Annotated in this window: 17 protein-coding genes, 1 pseudogene and 1 riboswitch; of the genes and pseudogenes, 10 read left to right on the forward strand and 8 right to left on the reverse strand. The window is 37.6% G+C overall.

From position 1 onward, the window contains the following. The first annotated feature begins 482 nt into the window (after positions 1 to 482). Positions 483 to 1,745, forward strand: coding sequence for a group II intron reverse transcriptase/maturase (gene ltrA / locus ACB089_RS02005; protein WP_374963429.1), 1,263 nt, complete (start codon positions 483 to 485; stop codon positions 1,743 to 1,745). 218 nt (positions 1,746 to 1,963) lie between these two features. Here the strand turns inward: ltrA and ACB089_RS02010 are convergent, their stop codons facing one another. Both ACB089_RS02010 and ACB089_RS02015 read right to left on the reverse strand, forming a co-directional pair. Continuing rightward, entirely contained in the window at positions 1,964 to 2,548 is a 585-nt protein-coding gene (locus ACB089_RS02010; protein ID WP_374965072.1) for a YdhK family protein, read from the reverse strand. Between the two features lie 126 nt (positions 2,549 to 2,674). Further along, on the reverse strand, positions 2,675 to 3,271 hold the full coding sequence (locus ACB089_RS02015; protein ID WP_374965073.1) for a biotin transporter BioY: 597 nt from the start codon (positions 3,269 to 3,271) through the stop codon (positions 2,675 to 2,677). Between the two features lie 173 nt (positions 3,272 to 3,444). Then, positions 3,445 to 3,636: riboswitch (cobalamin riboswitch) on the forward strand. Positions 3,637 to 3,789: 153 nt separating this feature from the next. On the opposite strand from ACB089_RS02015, the gene ACB089_RS02020 reads away from it, so the two are divergent. Further along, a complete protein-coding gene (locus tag ACB089_RS02020; RefSeq protein WP_374965075.1) occupies positions 3,790 to 4,836 on the forward strand; it encodes a FecCD family ABC transporter permease in 1,047 nt (348 codons plus the stop codon). A 5-nt stretch (positions 4,837 to 4,841) separates the two neighbouring features. Further along, positions 4,842 to 5,636 (forward strand): heme ABC transporter ATP-binding protein, encoded by a 795-nt coding sequence (locus tag ACB089_RS02025; RefSeq protein ID WP_374965077.1) that lies wholly within the window; start codon positions 4,842 to 4,844, stop codon positions 5,634 to 5,636. A 197-nt stretch (positions 5,637 to 5,833) separates the two neighbouring features. Here ACB089_RS02025 and ACB089_RS02030 read toward each other — a convergent pair whose 3' ends face one another. The 4 genes from ACB089_RS02030 to ACB089_RS02045 all read right to left on the reverse strand — a co-directional run bounded on the left by ACB089_RS02030 (position 5,834) and on the right by ACB089_RS02045 (position 7,576). After that, positions 5,834 to 6,142: a monooxygenase gene (locus ACB089_RS02030; protein WP_374965079.1), complete on the reverse strand. Its 309-nt coding sequence runs from the start codon at positions 6,140 to 6,142 to the stop codon at positions 5,834 to 5,836. Positions 6,143 to 6,253: 111 nt separating this feature from the next. Further along, on the reverse strand, positions 6,254 to 6,568 hold the full coding sequence (locus tag ACB089_RS02035) for a DMT family transporter (RefSeq protein WP_374965081.1): 315 nt from the start codon (positions 6,566 to 6,568) through the stop codon (positions 6,254 to 6,256). Continuing rightward, positions 6,568 to 6,921 carry a multidrug efflux SMR transporter gene (locus tag ACB089_RS02040; RefSeq protein ID WP_068986430.1) on the reverse strand — a complete coding sequence of 118 codons (354 nt, stop codon included), beginning with the start codon at positions 6,919 to 6,921 and terminating at the stop codon, positions 6,568 to 6,570. The genes ACB089_RS02035 and ACB089_RS02040 overlap by 1 nt, the downstream gene beginning before the upstream one ends. 76 nt (positions 6,922 to 6,997) lie before the next feature. Beyond that, positions 6,998 to 7,576 carry a TetR family transcriptional regulator gene (locus ACB089_RS02045; protein ID WP_374965083.1) on the reverse strand — a complete coding sequence of 193 codons (579 nt, stop codon included), beginning with the start codon at positions 7,574 to 7,576 and terminating at the stop codon, positions 6,998 to 7,000. Between the two features lie 146 nt (positions 7,577 to 7,722). On the opposite strand from ACB089_RS02045, the gene ACB089_RS02050 reads away from it, so the two are divergent. The 6 genes and pseudogenes from ACB089_RS02050 to ACB089_RS02075 all read left to right on the forward strand — a co-directional run bounded on the left by ACB089_RS02050 (position 7,723) and on the right by ACB089_RS02075 (position 13,257). Further along, positions 7,723 to 7,884, forward strand: a complete 162-nt coding sequence (locus ACB089_RS02050; protein ID WP_374965085.1) for a hypothetical protein — start codon at positions 7,723 to 7,725, stop codon at positions 7,882 to 7,884. A gap of 74 nt (positions 7,885 to 7,958) precedes the next feature. Beyond that, entirely contained in the window at positions 7,959 to 9,125 is a 1,167-nt protein-coding gene (locus ACB089_RS02055) for an endonuclease Q family protein (RefSeq protein WP_374967645.1), read from the forward strand. A gap of 79 nt (positions 9,126 to 9,204) precedes the next feature. Beyond that, positions 9,205 to 9,771 (forward strand): GDSL-type esterase/lipase family protein, encoded by a 567-nt coding sequence (locus ACB089_RS02060; RefSeq protein ID WP_374965086.1) that lies wholly within the window; start codon positions 9,205 to 9,207, stop codon positions 9,769 to 9,771. 625 nt (positions 9,772 to 10,396) lie between these two features. Then, positions 10,397 to 10,510: pseudogene (locus ACB089_RS02065) on the forward strand (zinc ribbon domain-containing protein); the annotation flags it as partial. A 259-nt stretch (positions 10,511 to 10,769) separates the two neighbouring features. Next, a complete protein-coding gene (locus ACB089_RS02070) occupies positions 10,770 to 11,792 on the forward strand; it encodes an S-layer homology domain-containing protein (protein WP_374965088.1) in 1,023 nt (340 codons plus the stop codon). A gap of 136 nt (positions 11,793 to 11,928) precedes the next feature. Further along, entirely contained in the window at positions 11,929 to 13,257 is a 1,329-nt protein-coding gene (locus tag ACB089_RS02075; protein ID WP_374964033.1) for an IS3 family transposase, read from the forward strand. A gap of 75 nt (positions 13,258 to 13,332) precedes the next feature. Here the strand turns inward: ACB089_RS02075 and ACB089_RS02080 are convergent, their stop codons facing one another. Together ACB089_RS02080 and ACB089_RS02085 are read right to left on the reverse strand one after the other, a co-directional pair. Further along, positions 13,333 to 13,620, reverse strand: coding sequence for a DUF2653 family protein (locus ACB089_RS02080; protein ID WP_068986427.1), 288 nt, complete (start codon positions 13,618 to 13,620; stop codon positions 13,333 to 13,335). Further along, positions 13,608 to 14,066 (reverse strand): hypothetical protein, encoded by a 459-nt coding sequence (locus tag ACB089_RS02085; protein WP_374965090.1) that lies wholly within the window; start codon positions 14,064 to 14,066, stop codon positions 13,608 to 13,610. Before ACB089_RS02085 ends, ACB089_RS02080 begins: the two co-directional genes overlap by 13 nt. A 185-nt stretch (positions 14,067 to 14,251) precedes the next feature. Here ACB089_RS02085 and ACB089_RS02090 point away from each other — a divergent pair, with 185 nt between their 5' ends. Then, entirely contained in the window at positions 14,252 to 15,268 is a 1,017-nt protein-coding gene (locus tag ACB089_RS02090) for a YdcF family protein (RefSeq protein ID WP_374965092.1), read from the forward strand. Positions 15,269 to 15,353: the final 85 nt, after the last annotated feature.

Consider the following 15,353-nt stretch of genomic DNA (forward strand, 5'->3'; position numbering starts at 1 on the left):
CAAGAGCAAGGGTGTCCGTGGCGACGCGGAATCTGAAGGAAGCTGGAGGCAAAACACCGGTCCGAGGAACACAAATCTCATATAAGGCTAGGTATGATTGGATGAGTGTGCACAACAACACAAAGTCCTTTCTGTCGAAGGTCATATCGAGTAAATGAGGCGGATAGATGGTGTGAAAGTGCATACGCTTACCCGGGGAGGTCTGATGGAAACGCAAAGTACACTTTGTAACCTACTTAGCGATAGGTAGCTGAACCATCAGAAGTCAGCAGAGGTCATAGTACCATTCACTTCTAGAATGAATGGAAAGGACCGAACAATTCGGAGAGAATAGCCCTTGGCATGCAGTTTTCTATGATAAACACAGAAAATCCAGAAGGACCGACTTAATGGAGGTAATGGTGAATCCCATGAGGGACATTGAGCGGGTGCAGTAGAAACTGTTATAAGAAGACAAGCTATTCACGGAGGAGTCGAACGAGATGTTAATGAATCAAATTTTATCACGAGAGAATCTGCTTCTCGCACTCAAACGGGTGGAACGAAACAAAGGGAGTCATGGAGTAGACAAAATGCCCGTAAAATTCCTACGACAGCATGTAGTCGAAAACTGGCTAACGATTAAGAAGCAAATTCTTGAGGGAACCTACCAACCACAACCAGTTCGCAGAATCGAAATCCCGAAACCTGACGGCGGTGTGCGACTATTAGGAATCCCAACCGTGACAGACCGACTCATTCAACAGGCAATTGCCCAAGTGCTATCCAACCTATACGACCCGAACTTCTCGAATCATAGTTACGGATTTCGACCAAAACGAAGTGCTCACGATGCAATCCGAGAAGCCAAAGGCTATATAAAAGAAGGATATCGCTGGGTAGTAGATATGGACTTAGAGAAATTCTTCGACAAAGTAAACCATGACCGTCTAATGAGTACATTAGCGAAGAAAATTTCTGATAAACCTCTACTCAAGCTGATTCGTAGATACTTGCAATCGGGTGTCATGATAAATGGTGTCGTTTATGATACAGATGAAGGAACACCCCAAGGGGGTCCACTGAGTCCACTTCTCTCAAACATTGTGCTGGATGAATTAGACAAAGAATTAGAGAAACGTGGTCATAAATTTGTCCGTTACGCCGATGACTGCAATATTTATGTGAAAACAAAACGAGCAGGAGAACGAGTGATGGCAAGTATCAAAACCTTTATTGAGAAGACGCTGCGATTGAAAATAAATGAGAAGAAATCCGCAGTGGCTCGTCCTTGGCAACGTAAATTCCTAGGATTTAGCTTTACCTCCCGCAAAGAACCACAAGTTCGAATTGCGAAAGAGAGCATAAAGCGAATGAAGAACAAAATTCGGGAATTAACAGCTAGAAAGAAGCCATTTCCAATGGAGTACCGAATTCAACAATTGAATCAATACTTAATTGGGTGGTGTGGCTACTTTTCATTAGCGGATACGAAATCAATATTTGAATCACTGGATGGATGGATTAGAAGAAGACTTCGCATGTGTTTATGGAAGAATTGGAAGAAGCCTCGTACGAAAGTGCGCAACCTTATTCGCTTAGGAGTTCCAGACTGGAAGGCTTACGAATGGGGCAATACTCGCAAGAGTTACTGGCGTATTTCGAAAAGTCCAATATTACACAGAACCCTTGGTAACTCTTATTGGAGTAACCAAGGGCTCAAAAGTCTGCAAGCTCGTTATGAAATCTTGCGTTATTCATCTTAATTGAACCGCCGTATACGGATCCGTACGTACGGTGGTTGGAGAGGTCGGGAGTTAGTCACTCCCTCCTACTCGATTATGAAGGAAACTATAGATTTTTTTCGCTTGTTTGGAGCATAGTCGTTTAGGCTAAAGCGCAACATCCTTAAGGTTGCTTCAATCCCACGGACAAAAGTGGTGGAGCGTTTACTTTTGCTTCAGGCTGTCCAGCGTATTAGTCCTTATTTTGCTTCTAGCTCTTCTTCCGTAACCCATTTATGATTTTTTACGGCCTCGCCATTTGTTGTAGACGTATAATCAATCATATAAACTGTCGTTTGTATTGCCTCATCGATATGGACAGTCGCATTTTCCATGCCTTCCATATGAGATGCATCGGTTTTGACTTCCGTACCCGGAGCTAATGGGGCCTCACCTTGATTTATCAATTCCTCATGAATAACCCACTTATGATTTTCTACGCGATTTTCACCTGTAGTTGGCTCATAGGAGATAATGTATGCTGTCGTATCATAAGCGCCAACAATCGTTGCTTCTGCGCCTTTCATACCTGCCATGTGTCCATCCGTGATAATGGCGGTGCTTCCAACTGGAAACATTGGATTTTCAGCATTTTTCAAAGTTGTTGGTACTGCGCCAGAGCTTGAATGGTTCATCGTGGAATGATCCATCACTGTGCTATGTTCAGTTTCGATGTTATTTTTTGAATCGGATTCTGACTTAGTTGTATCGGCAGAGCAAGCCGATAATGTTAGTAAAACTACTGCTGCCATTAAGCCAATTGACCACTTTCTTTTGAATAACATATTATATTCCTCCTCACTATTTGCTCTTAATGTAGCAAATAAATGTGCAGAAATTGTGGACAGCATTCATATAGGAGTTTCAAAACAAAAAGCCCTCTTTAGCATCAAACTAAAGAAGGGCTTACGTTACTTAACAGGAATTATTTTCACTATTTTTTGGAGACGGTATGCAAAAATACCGGCAAATATAGCTAAAATAATATCCTTTGGTAATGGAGGCATCATCCAAAGCCATGCCATCTTATAAGAAAAAGCTTCTGGAGCACTAGCCCATAACTTGTAGGCGAAGTACATCCAATTAGTCCCAAGTAAATAATTAATGGCTGTTGCAATTAAAGCAGCCATTACATAGCTTTTTTTCGTTCCACTGCGCTCTACAATACGCCCTGCAACATATGCAGCTAATATAAAAGTAACGATAAAACCGAATGTAGGACTTAAAATTTGTCCAAAGCCACCACTGAAACGTGCAAATACAGGTGCGCCTGCTAAACCTATACACATATAAACAGTACAAGCGAGTGCACCTTTTCTACTGCCAAGAATAAGTCCTGCTAATATAGCAAAAAATGTTTGTAGCGTGATGGGTACGCCACCAACAACCATAAAAGGTACAAAGGAAGTAATATTAGCGCCAATCATCATCAATGTTGAAAATAGTCCAATATAAGCAATATCTACTGTTCTTAATTTGTGATGCGAGTGTTCCGCTACTGTTGTCATTATTTCACCCCTAATAAGTAATGTTGATAATAATAGTGTAAAAAAATAAAGTTTTTGTGTCAACCTAATATTTTGTATAGGTTAACACAAAAATATTTATCCTTCTTAATTTGATAAATAATTACTAGTAATAGACTAACTATTAAAATATATGATAGAATCGTCATAATTTTAAAATATCAGATGCAAATGGTGTGACATCTTGTAAATGTGTCACTTAAAAGGGAAGTCGGTGCAAATCCGACGCTGTCCCGCAACTGTAACGAGGAGTTCTATGATGATTCAGCCACTGTTCTAGAATGGGAAGGCAATCATAGGTACATTGATTCGAAGCCAGGAGACCTGCCAATTAGCGAATATCTGTAATGCCCACGAGGATGAAAGCGATTACGGACAATAGTAGAAGGAAATCTTTCTGACTTTGTTTAATCTAGGGTATTTCTATGCGTATTTTGCATGGAATACCCTTTTTTTATCTTCATTAAGTCTATTATTAATGATTAGGAGTTAATAAACAGATGAATAAAAAAATTATGCTACTATCAATGACTCTTCTTTTAGTACTAATCATTTCAATGACAATTGGCATAATGGTTGGATCGGTTTCTGTTACGCCAATTCACGTATGGAAGGTTATCCTTTCCAAAATACCAATTGTACAAAACTTAATCGACCAAGATTGGAGTCGTTCTCAGGAAATTATTATTTGGCAAATACGAGTTCCGCGTGTATTGCTCGCTGCTATTGTTGGAGCAGGGTTGGCAATTGCAGGAGCAGCTATTCAGGCTCTTGTCCGTAATTCAATTGCCGAACCATATATTTTAGGGATTTCTTCTGGTGCAACGGTTGGGGCCACAGCTGTCATCATTTTAGGTGCTTTTTCATTTCTTGGCGTTTATGCTCTTTCCGTATCTGCATTTATAGGTTCTCTGACAGCAATGGCGTTAGTTTTCTTCTTAGCACGTGTTGGCGGTAGAGTTTCTGTCTTTCGACTTTTACTTTCAGGGATGGCGGTGTCGTTTATTCTATCTGCTATTTCAAATTTTATATTAATGACGTCGAAGCAAGAGGGCGGAATGAAGGCAGTCATGTATTGGATGCTAGGAAGCTTAGCTGGTGCGAAGTGGAGTAATCTTTTAATTCCTACAGTTATTTTTATCGTGGTATTTGCCTTGTTATGGCTCCATTATCGAAGCTTAAATTTATTACTTCTTGGGGAAGAAGCAGCGGTTACATTAGGGGTTAACTTACAACAATTTCGAATACAGCTTATCTTATTAGTATCGTTATTAACGGGTGTGCTCGTCGCAGTAAGTGGTTCAATCGGATTTGTTGGCTTAATCATTCCGCATATTGTACGGCTGATCGTAGGTTCAAACCATAAATATGTCATACCGATTAGTGCTTTGTTTGGGGCAATTTTCTTAGTGTGGGCAGATGCACTTGCTCGGATTATAATTGCACCTGAAGAAATGCCAATTGGAATTATCACAGCTTTTTGTGGAGGGCCATTTTTCATTTGGCTACTACGTCGTAACAATTATTCTTTCGGTGAAGGGGATTAAAGCATATGACATTAGAGACGAAACAAGTATCTTTCTCCATTTCTGATGAACGCATATTACATGAAGTAAGTGTACAAATAAAGGAAAAACAATTTGTTGGGTTAATCGGTCCTAATGGTAGTGGGAAGTCAACGCTATTAAAGAATATGTATCGTTTTTTAAAACCAGAAAGTGGAACAGTATTATTAAATGAACAGGATATTTTAAAGCAGTCGAGTAAAAGTATTGCGAAAAATTTAGCAGTAGTGAGTCAAGAAACGCCGGTCGTATTCGATTTTACCGTACATGATTTAGTGAGTATGGGAAGAACACCACATAAAAAACTATTCGAGCTTGATCAGGAACGAGATTTTCAAATTGTGAAAAATGCACTAAATCAAACAGGAATTGCTCATTTAGAGAAACGTAGCTTTAGTTCTCTTTCAGGCGGAGAAAAAAAGCGTGTGATGGTTGCCCGTGCCCTCGCTCAGCAAGCACAGATGCTTATTTTAGATGAGCCAACGAATCATCTAGATATACAGCATCAATTGCAGCTAATGGATCTAATTCAAACTCTGCATTTAACAGTTGTTGCCGCAATACATGATTTAAACATTGCAGCTATGTATTGTGATCAAATTTATGTTTTACAGCAAGGGCGAATTGTCAATTTTGGAACACCAGAAGAAGTACTTACACCAGCATTATTACAAGATGTTTTTGGTGTTTACGCTGATATTCAAACACATCCACTTACAGGGAAGCCTTATTTAACGTATGTCTCAGAGCAATTTACGAAGAAAGCTTTAAAAACTACATAAATAAAGTATGGCTCTTCGGCAAAACGAGGGGTGATTTCCGTTCCGACTAAGCGCTTTGTCAGATGTTTTTTGTGCGAAAGCGAATAGTTTGGAACAGAAACCACCCTTATTTAAAGCGCCACAACATTCACAAAGATTCTCTTGCCCATTTTGTATTTCAACACTATAAGGTGTATCTGTAATAACAGATACGCCTGTTATTTATGGATAGGACCATTGTTAATAGAAGATAAGGCTTCATTAACTTCAAAAATTTTACCCCGAATAGTTGTTATCCCGAAGCTTGTTAATCGAGCAGAGTGCATGGCTAAATATTTTTCTGCGCTTTCCTTCGTCTCGAATAAATAAACACCACCAGCTTCTTTAGCTATCGCATCCTCAGTCCAAATTTTCCACATGATTCCTTCTTCGTCATTAATGCTATGAGCTAAATCTTTAAATACTTCAGACATTTCATCACCAAAAGGACCGTCCATTGTAAAATCAACTTGTAATAAATATACCATTCAGCAAAACTCCTTTTATCTTCATTTATATAAGCAATTATAAAATATAGTTTCAACGAAAAGGAAATTTCCAATATTGGTTCACAACACAAAGAACAGGAGCCAAATAATTTAAGATACTGCTTTCAATCCTGCCACACCAATGATAATAGCAATGATACTAATAATCCTATTCATATTTTTAGACTCCCCGAAGAATATAATATTTACAAGAACAGCACCAACTGTACCAATCCCAACCCAGACTACATAGGCAATGCTTAACTGTAAATAGTTAAAGGATGTATACAAAAGTACAAAGGACAGTCCAAAGCCGCCCGCATATATTAATAAATTACGTATAGTTTTTTCCTGACTATAAAAGCGTAAACCTACAACACCGATAATTTCTGAAATTGCAGCTAATAAAACAAGTAACCAACCCATTATGCATTAGCTCCTTTCTTTTCAGCATGATCTTTTGAAGGGTTATCAGCTAAATTAAGACCAATAACACCCAGTACAATAATAAATATGAAAATTCCTTTAATAGCATTAAATTCACCGTCAAAAATAAAAATGTCCATTAATGTAGTACCAATTGTACCGACCCCAGCGAAAGTCGCATAAACAGTGCCTGTAGGTAGGTTTTCACAAGCCTTCGATAAGAAATGAAAATCCAACGCAATTAAGGACACGATAATAACCCAATGCCACCAAGAATCGGCAACATTAAAACCAAATATCCAAAACAATTCAAACAAACTAGTTAATCCAACATATATCCAATCTTTTTGCATAATTAGAGATTCCTTTCACGTGATAGTTTTCTAATGACTGACATTCAGTCATTTTTAATGTAAAAGAGAACGCCACTTATGGGTGACGTAGGCCAAGTGCATGGTGTAAAAAGTCTAGGAGCTCGAGCTTAACAAGTTTCATCGTTTCATCTTTGCAATCATCAAACAAATAAACTTGTTCAGCTGCAGATTCGATTAAACCTATAATGAGCTTGGAAGACCGTGAAGTATCTATCGAAGCACGTATCGTTCCTTGTTGTTGAGCTTGTAATAAAAAATTATCCATCCATGCATAATAGGGAGCATAGATATTTTCCCACTCTTTCAAATGCTCAGTTTGTGCAATACCAGCATAGATGAGTGCAACGAGATCGCCATATTCTTTTGTTATAGAAAAGCCAACGTCTACAACTTCTTCAAGTTGTTGTTCAAAAGGTTTTTGAGTTGATACGCCTTCTTCGATTGCAGTAATAATGTTTTCAACCATAACTTTCGCGATAGCTGGCATTACTGAAAGTCGTGAAGGGAAATAAAGATAAAATGTTCCTTGTGCGATACCTGCAGCTTTTACGATATCTGAAACCTTAGCCTTTTCAATTCCTTTTTCACGAAAAACTTCAATTGCAGCCTGAATAATTTTCTCTTCCTTTGACATGAAATCCCTCGCTTTTGACCTGCTTATTTAAATGTTACAAAATAGCTGACATAAAGTCAAAGAAAAATGACTGAAAATCAGTCATCTTTCTCGTGTATACATTTTTCCTATTCGGGGAACTTTATTTCTGAAAGGAATTGATGAAAATGGAAGAGATTAAGCTTGCACAACTGGATCAGCAACAGCTTGAAAAAATTAATGAGCTAGAGAAGACAATTGGCGTGACATTAGTGGCATATGATTCTTCAGCAATGCCAGCACAGAGTTCTAGTGCCTATGAGTCAAATAATAATAACCATCCTTCATAATGAAGCGAGAATACCTTGCAGCAATGTGAGGTATTTCCACTTTGTACATAATACAATGGGAGTTGTTACAAATGATGAAAGATTTCTATGCGGATTTACATATTCATATTGGACGTACTTCTAGTGGGCGAGCTGTCAAAATTACGGGCAGTAAGATGCTAACATTAGCAAGAATTCTTGAGATTGCTAGTACAAGAAAGGGACTAGATATTATCGGGATTATTGATTGTCATTCACCAGAGATAATGGATGAAATGGTAGGGATGATTGAACAAGGGGAGCTAAAGGAGCTAGTACAGGGAGGACTTCGTTATCAAGACACAACCCTTATTCCAGGCGCTGAAATTGAGATTTATGATCATTATTGCCTTGGACCAATCCATGTACTTGCCTATTTTCCAACACTTTCGCTTATGGGGGAATTTTCAAATTGGATGTCTCATCATATGAAAAATATCCATTTAAGCTCTCAGCGAATCTATTGTGATGGTCAAACATTGCAACAAAAGGTGCGTGAGTTAGGAGGGCTTTTTATTCCTGCTCATGTCTTTACACCATTTAAAAGCTTGTTTGGAAAAGGGGTACATCGTAGTTTAACAGAAGTATTTGATCCTCAACTTATAGATGCGATTGAGCTAGGTTTAAGTTCTGATACCGATATGGTGAGTAACATTAGAGAGCTTCAAGCATACACATTTGTCAGCAATTCTGATGCACATTCACTTGGGAAAATTGCACGCGAGTATCAAAAATTAAGACTATCTGATGCCAATTTTACAGAATTAAAAATGGCGCTTCATGAACAGCAAAATCGAGCTGTAACAGCTAATTATGGCTTAAATCCTTTGCTTGGTAAATATTATCAGACCGTCTGTGCAAAATGTGGTGAACAGCTTTGCAATATGGCGACAATCTGTACTAATTGTGAAAGTACTCAAATTATTAAAGGGGTTTCTTTACGTATTATAGAGCTATCAGAGCAGCTGACGGATAAACATGTTCGACCACCATATATTCATCAAGTACCACTGGATTTTATTCCAGGTCTAGGGCCGAAAATGATGGAAAGATTACTACAAGCATTTGGTACAGAGATGAAGATCTTGCATCGAGTTTCACTAGAACAGCTTGAACAAATCGTACCACATAAGATTGCTAAGATGATCGATTTAGCAAGAACAGGACAATTAGCAATTGAAGCTGGTGGCGGGGGGACTTATGGAAAGATACAAAGTGAATAAAATACTTGCTCATATTTAACCCATTTTCATCCTTCATCTATTAAAATAGAAATTAATAGAAGTGGAGGGAGTGGTTGTTATGCAATTATCAAAGAAATTTCAATTTTTAGCGGCTGGTGTACTGGCGTTGCAGTTAGCGGTACCTGTAGGAGCAAATGCTGCAGTGCAGATAGATTACATAGCGCCAAGTTGGGTAGCCCAGGCGGATTACGTAGCACTTGGTGATTCCTTGGCACATGGTATGAATGAGGTTGGCATAATTGGTTTAGGTTATGCAGATTTTGTGGCACAAGCTTTACAGCAGGATGGTTTCATCACTTCTTATAATAAGGGGTTTGCATATTCAGGCTATACAACAAAAAATGTATTGGAAGATATACAAAATGATGTGGAAAAGCCTGTAACAGGATTCGGTTATCAAAGTGACAAGGTAAAACTTCGTACGTCTATTAAAGAGGCTGAAATTATTACTTTGACAGCTGGCGCCAATGATTTAATACCTATTTTAAAAGAGTCACAGACAACTGGTATTAACGCAGCAGCGATGTTAAAGGCATCACAAGGAGCAATAAAAAATATTGCAGCAATTTTAGAAGAAATTAAGAAAATAAATCCGAACGCTCAAGTGTATGTTATGGGTAACTAAACTGTTACAACAAATGTAGACCAAACTATACAAAATCGTATAGAAGCATAGATTTATAACAGAATACCCTTCGTATCAAGTAATTGGTGCGAACTCCACGTTAATTGCTTTTAACTCCTAAAGCCTTGTGACCAACGCGGAGCTGGAAACGGCAGACGTAACGGTGCGAAAGCAGAAAAAACAACAAGGATGGCATAAGCTGAAAAAAATTACTCAGTGTCCGTAAAGGATCATCGTGACAACGGAAAACGGTAGCGCTAAGTGCTTTGGCAATGGATGTTTAGCAGCGAACTCCTAAATCTCTAATGAGACAAGGAAGACGTTCAACGACTATCTCCTTGAGGGAGAGTAAAACCGCAAGCGAATGGCGGAAGAAAAATGTGGCTCTTATTAGAAAATAAGATGAAGATATAGTCTGCGCTTATGTGAAAGCATAAGAGGTCTACTCGTGAGAGAAAGACTGCATGAAGGGTTGCGCCTTCGTGTGAACAAGAAAAATAGATACAAATTTAAAAAATGTTAACAACCTCTCTAAATAGGGTAAAGTATTTTATCTTAGTGAAAGAGAGGTGGTACGCATGGAATTAATGTCCATTGGAAAATTTGCTAAGCTTGTTCTGGTTGTGGACAAATCAAATCCGATTTGAGACTGAAAGACAGATTATGTATCTGCTCTTGCGGATTAAAGATAGATAGAGATTTGAACGCAAGCATTAACTTAGCAAATTATTCAATCTAAAGAGCTTAACTGAAACTAAGCCTTAGATGTGTACGCAACGATACTGCGGAATTGAAGCCTTTGGAGAGTCATACTAAATGGCAGTAGCTTTGGCGAAACCAGACTCGGAGAATAAGGAAGACGCAAATACGAAAGTCGGAAGATATAAGTTGTGTCACAGTAGAGATGTCTACATTTTTTAAGAAATGTATATGTTTTTCGTATCGGTTATTATAATTCTTTCCCGTACTATAGTGAGGATGTACAGAAACAATTTAAAATGCTATTAACAGTTATGAATACAACGATTAAAACAACTGTTGAAAAAGCAGGAGCTATCTTTGTACCAACATACGATATTATAGCGAAAGATGTTCCAAGCTATTTACCAAACCCAGAAAATATTCATTTAAGTGAAGCAGGTTATTTAGCAGTAGCGAACGAGGCTTTTTTACCAGCGATTAAAGAAAGTACTTTATGGGATGTATCAAAGGCTATCCAAGTAAACATAAAAGATAGTACAACTGTAAAACTAAGCTGGCAAGAAGCGAAGGATAATGTAGGGATCACTAATTACAACGTATATGTAAACGGTAAGCTAGCATTTACACAAAATGCTGATACAACAGCTATAACTTTAGATAAATTATCAAAAAATACTGCATACACGGTAAATGTTAAAGCAGTAGATGCAGCTGGGAATGAAAGTGTTCAAAGTCCAACAGTTACTTTTACTACAGAAAGGACTTTAAGCTTTACTGATATAGAAAATCATTGGGCGAAGGAGTTTATTCTGAAGGCCGCAGAAGAAGGGATTATGAAAGGCTATGCAGATGGTACGTTTAGACCTGAACAAAATGTAACCCGTGCACAGGCTGCCAGTATACTTGTTAGAAGTCTAGGTTTAACGACGAAAGAACAGGCACCATTTACAGATATATCAAGCTATGATGTCGGCACTCAGTCAGAAATTGCAGCAGCTTACGCATATGGTCTAGTTAAGGGAACGGGTGAGAAGTTTAACCCAGGAGAGCCAGTTACTCGTGCTCAATTAGCATTAATGATTAATCGTGCATATGAACATCAGCTAAAACACCCTTATGCTGTGAAAGGAAAAGCACCATTTTCGGATATTGCTTCTTACAATGAAGAAACAAAACGTGCAATAACAATGTTATATGAACAAGGTATTGTTAGAGGTAGTGAAGGGGAATTTTCACCAGAGGCTCCGACAAAACGTAGCCATGCAGCAAAAATATTTGTGAATTTTAGTAGTCTATTAAAAAATACTGAAGTCAAATGATAATAAAACAAAGCAGTTCACTAAATCTAATTCTAATATGGTACCTGTAGTTAGGACACTTGAAAAAGAGTGTGCTAACTGCAGGTATTTTTTATATACTAGACTTTCAAGATTAAAGGATGAACTAGAGGCTACTATGAGTAAAATTTTATTTTCACCAAAACAGGTACTACAACTTCAAAAAAATCCAAACGTACAACAGGTTAGCGAACGTACGATTACCTATACAGATACATTTAAGAGTCAATTCATTGATGAATACTTCGCAGGGAAAACACCGAGACAAATTTTTAAGGAATGTGGCTTTGATGAAGAGATAATCGGGATCAAACGTATTGAACAATCAGCCTTTCGTTGGCGAAAAGCATATGAAAAGAACGGTTTAATTGGTTTAACGGATACACGCAAATCTGGATCAGGTAGACCGATTAAACGTGAATTAACAGCGGCAGAAGTCATTGAAAGACAAGCTGCACGCATTCAACTATTAGAGGGGCAAGTAGATTTACTAAAAAAGCTCGAAGCGACAGAAAGGAGGCTGCTAAACGACAGCCAAAAACTAAGCACAAATAAGGTCTTTCAACTCATTTCAGATACGCTCACTCAGTTTCCATTTGAACGGATGGTGACGTATTTTTGTGACCTCTTAAAGGTTTCTCGCTCAGGCTATTATAGCTATTTACAGGCGAGTGATGCGCGAGCCGTGAGAGAACAGAAGGATTTAAAGGCACGCGATTTGATTTTAAAAGCCTTTGATCGTCGTGGTTATAAAAAAGGCTCTCGTTCGATTAAAATGACACTCGAGCAGGATTTTCAATGTGTTATGAGCCGTAAAAAAATCCAGCGTATTATGCGCAAGTACGGGATTGTCTGCCCGCATCGTAAACCGAATCCCTATAAACAAATGGCGAAAGCAACGAAGGAACATCGTGTTGTGCCAAATAAATTAAATCGTGAGTTTAAGCAAGGTATCCCTGGGAAAGTATTATTAACGGACATCAGCTATGTACCATATAACGGAAAGTGTATGGCTTATTTGTCGACGATAAAAGATGCCTCGACGAACGAAATTTTAGCGTACCATGTCTCAGACCGAATCACGCTCGAAATCGCTACGGAAACGATTGAAAAATTGATCAGTAATAAGCGCATTCAGCTTCATCCAGAGGCCTTTATCCATTCAGATCAAGGGGTTCACTATACAAGCCCACGCTATCAAACGCTCTTAAAAAAACATGGCCTAGGTCAATCGATGTCACGCCGAGGAAACTGTTGGGACAATGCACCACAGGAATCGTTTTTCGGTCATTTTAAAGACGAAGTAGACTTTAGCTCCTTGAAGACACTTGAGGAACTAAAAGCCAAAATCAATCACTACATGGTCTATTACAATAATTATCGTTATCAATGGAATCTAAAAAGGATGGCTCCTGTGCAATACAGAAACCATCTATTAGCTGCTTAATCTCTTTTTTTAGTTTGTCCTTGACTTGGGTACCACATTATTCAAGATTTAGTGAACTGCTTTTATTTTTCTTATTTACGATAGTCTAGCAATAATACCTTCCTCATCGTCTAGGACGAGTGCGATACCAGTTGAAAATGGATCAAGATGTAGGACATCTTTAATCCATACACGTAGTGCGCCAATCATGGCTGCGGTATTGAATATCTCGATTTGCCCATTAACTTCAACTTCTGCACCAAAGCCTGTGTCATCATCGTATGTTAGTTCTACAAGCACATCTTCAGGGCGAATGTTTTTATAATAGGCTTGTGATAAGCAAATTGCATTAATAATATCTTGCTCATTAATTACTTGTGCCATTGTGCTTCCTCTTTACGTTTTTTATCTTTAAACATATTAATAACTTTCATAACTAGCATTACGATAATAGCGATAGCTGCAACGTTAACTATTAAGCCTAAAATGTTACCAAGCATACCCATTCCGCTGAAAAGACCTCCGAATAATAAGCCCGCTAAGCCACCAAGCATTAAACCTTTCATAAGGCCACCTGAGAAGAAGCCACCTTTCTTAGCTGTTGAATCCGTTTTGTTCGTGTTTTTATTTGTTGTTACATTATTTTGATCTTTAGAATTATCCTGAGATTTTTGGATATTTGAGCTGTTGTTATTATTGTTTGAATATCCTTTTTTACCTGACTTATAGGATTTAGCTTCTGCAGTTGGTGTATCAGAAATGAACAATGTTGCACCAACAGTCGAAAACATAAGTGTAGCTGCAAAAAGAGCGGCAAGAATTTTTTTCATTACTTATATTCCTCCAATATAATATTTAGATTCGTCATAAACTAGTTCTTAATAGTAATCTTACATGAACAATCACGAAAAATAAAATAATCGCTTTCATTAAATTAGGTATATCAATAAATTTGAACAAGAAGTGTCAATAGGGAATAAGTGTAAAAATGGTATAAAAAGAAAGGAGTGAGACGGTGAATACAACAATAGTATTAGCAATTGCAATTTTTTTATTGTTATATATAACGGAAAAAAGACGATTCTTCAATGCAGTAGTGCTAGGTTTTTTAGGTTTGTATATTTTGAGCACAATAATTAGTCATTATCCTTTATTGCTACCAAATGAACAGGGGATTATGTCAAAAATGGGGATAGTCATTATACTTGGCAGTTTCCCGAGTATAATGTTTATATTATCGATTGCTACATTTTTTAATAGTAAAGTTTTACTTGAAAAAGAAGGACGTAAAGTTCGTAATTTATTGTTAGCTGTTTTTGGCTTAGTTTTTTTTATCATGATGATTTGGTATGTATTTGTTATTTTTACGAATATCGAACATGAGATTTGGCATATTCTTTTCTTCTATGCGTTTTTGATTTTTGGTTATACAATGTTTTTATATACAAGTGTGATGGCTTATGCGACTATATACCTTTTTACACCCATCTTCTATGAGCCTAACTATATTATTGCGCTAGGATCAGGGCTAATTGGTGATAAAGTACCGCCACTTTTAGCTAGTCGTTTAGACGAGGCGGTAAAGCAATATAAAAAATATGGTGAACGACCTTACATTATTGTCTCAGGTGGTCAGGGAAGTGATGAAAAAGTATCAGAAGCATATGCGATGAAAAAATATGTAGTTGACGTACATCAAATACCAACTCAAAAAATATTTATGGAAGATCAATCGACAAATACTGAACAGAATTTGGCATTCTCTAAAGAAATTATGGATAAACATGCCCAAGGAAAAAAATATCGATCTTTATTTGTGACGAACAATTTTCATGTTTTTCGAGCAAGTATTTATGCCAAAAAGGCTAGGCTAGATGCACAAGGTGTTGGTTCAAAGACAGCCCTTTACTATTTACCAAATGCCTTTACTCGTGAATTTATCGGTTTATTAGAAATGTATAAATGGATTCATGTTACTATCTTTTTATTCATCACATTGTTCATCGGATTAATATTGAGATCATATGTGTAACCAATTTAGAACTATCTTCCATATAATATTGGTAAGGCAGTTTTTATATTCATTCAGCAGATTTTTTTCTACGCGAAGGCGAAGT

Origin of the sequence: Lysinibacillus sp. RS10 (assembly GCF_041956855.1) — a bacterium.
Taxonomy (GTDB): domain Bacteria; phylum Bacillota; class Bacilli; order Bacillales_A; family Planococcaceae; genus Lysinibacillus; species Lysinibacillus xylanilyticus_A.

Bases quoted from the DNA above. Each gene is read 5' to 3' on its own strand.
- ACB089_RS02030 (WP_374965079.1), bottom strand. From the start codon at position 6,142: ATGGTATATTTATTACAAGTTGATTTTACAATGGACGGTCCTTTTGGT.
- ACB089_RS02080 (WP_068986427.1), bottom strand. From the start codon at position 13,620: ATGGCACAAGTAATTAATGAGCAAGATATTATTAATGCAATTTGCTTA.
- ACB089_RS02025 (WP_374965077.1), top strand. From the start codon at position 4,842: ATGACATTAGAGACGAAACAAGTATCTTTCTCCATTTCTGATGAACGC.
- ACB089_RS02075 (WP_374964033.1), top strand. From the start codon at position 11,929: ATGAGTAAAATTTTATTTTCACCAAAACAGGTACTACAACTTCAAAAA.
- ACB089_RS02070 (WP_374965088.1), top strand. From the start codon at position 10,770: ATGCTATTAACAGTTATGAATACAACGATTAAAACAACTGTTGAAAAA.
- ACB089_RS02035 (WP_374965081.1), bottom strand. From the start codon at position 6,568: ATGGGTTGGTTACTTGTTTTATTAGCTGCAATTTCAGAAATTATCGGT.
- ACB089_RS02050 (WP_374965085.1), top strand. From the start codon at position 7,723: ATGGAAGAGATTAAGCTTGCACAACTGGATCAGCAACAGCTTGAAAAA.
- ACB089_RS02020 (WP_374965075.1), top strand. From the start codon at position 3,790: ATGAATAAAAAAATTATGCTACTATCAATGACTCTTCTTTTAGTACTA.
- ACB089_RS02010 (WP_374965072.1), bottom strand. From the start codon at position 2,548: ATGTTATTCAAAAGAAAGTGGTCAATTGGCTTAATGGCAGCAGTAGTT.
- ACB089_RS02045 (WP_374965083.1), bottom strand. From the start codon at position 7,576: ATGTCAAAGGAAGAGAAAATTATTCAGGCTGCAATTGAAGTTTTTCGT.
- ACB089_RS02060 (WP_374965086.1), top strand. From the start codon at position 9,205: ATGCAATTATCAAAGAAATTTCAATTTTTAGCGGCTGGTGTACTGGCG.
- ACB089_RS02085 (WP_374965090.1), bottom strand. From the start codon at position 14,066: ATGAAAAAAATTCTTGCCGCTCTTTTTGCAGCTACACTTATGTTTTCG.
- ACB089_RS02040 (WP_068986430.1), bottom strand. From the start codon at position 6,921: ATGCAAAAAGATTGGATATATGTTGGATTAACTAGTTTGTTTGAATTG.
- ACB089_RS02015 (WP_374965073.1), bottom strand. From the start codon at position 3,271: ATGACAACAGTAGCGGAACACTCGCATCACAAATTAAGAACAGTAGAT.
- ltrA (WP_374963429.1), top strand. From the start codon at position 483: ATGTTAATGAATCAAATTTTATCACGAGAGAATCTGCTTCTCGCACTC.
- ACB089_RS02055 (WP_374967645.1), top strand. From the start codon at position 7,959: ATGAAAGATTTCTATGCGGATTTACATATTCATATTGGACGTACTTCT.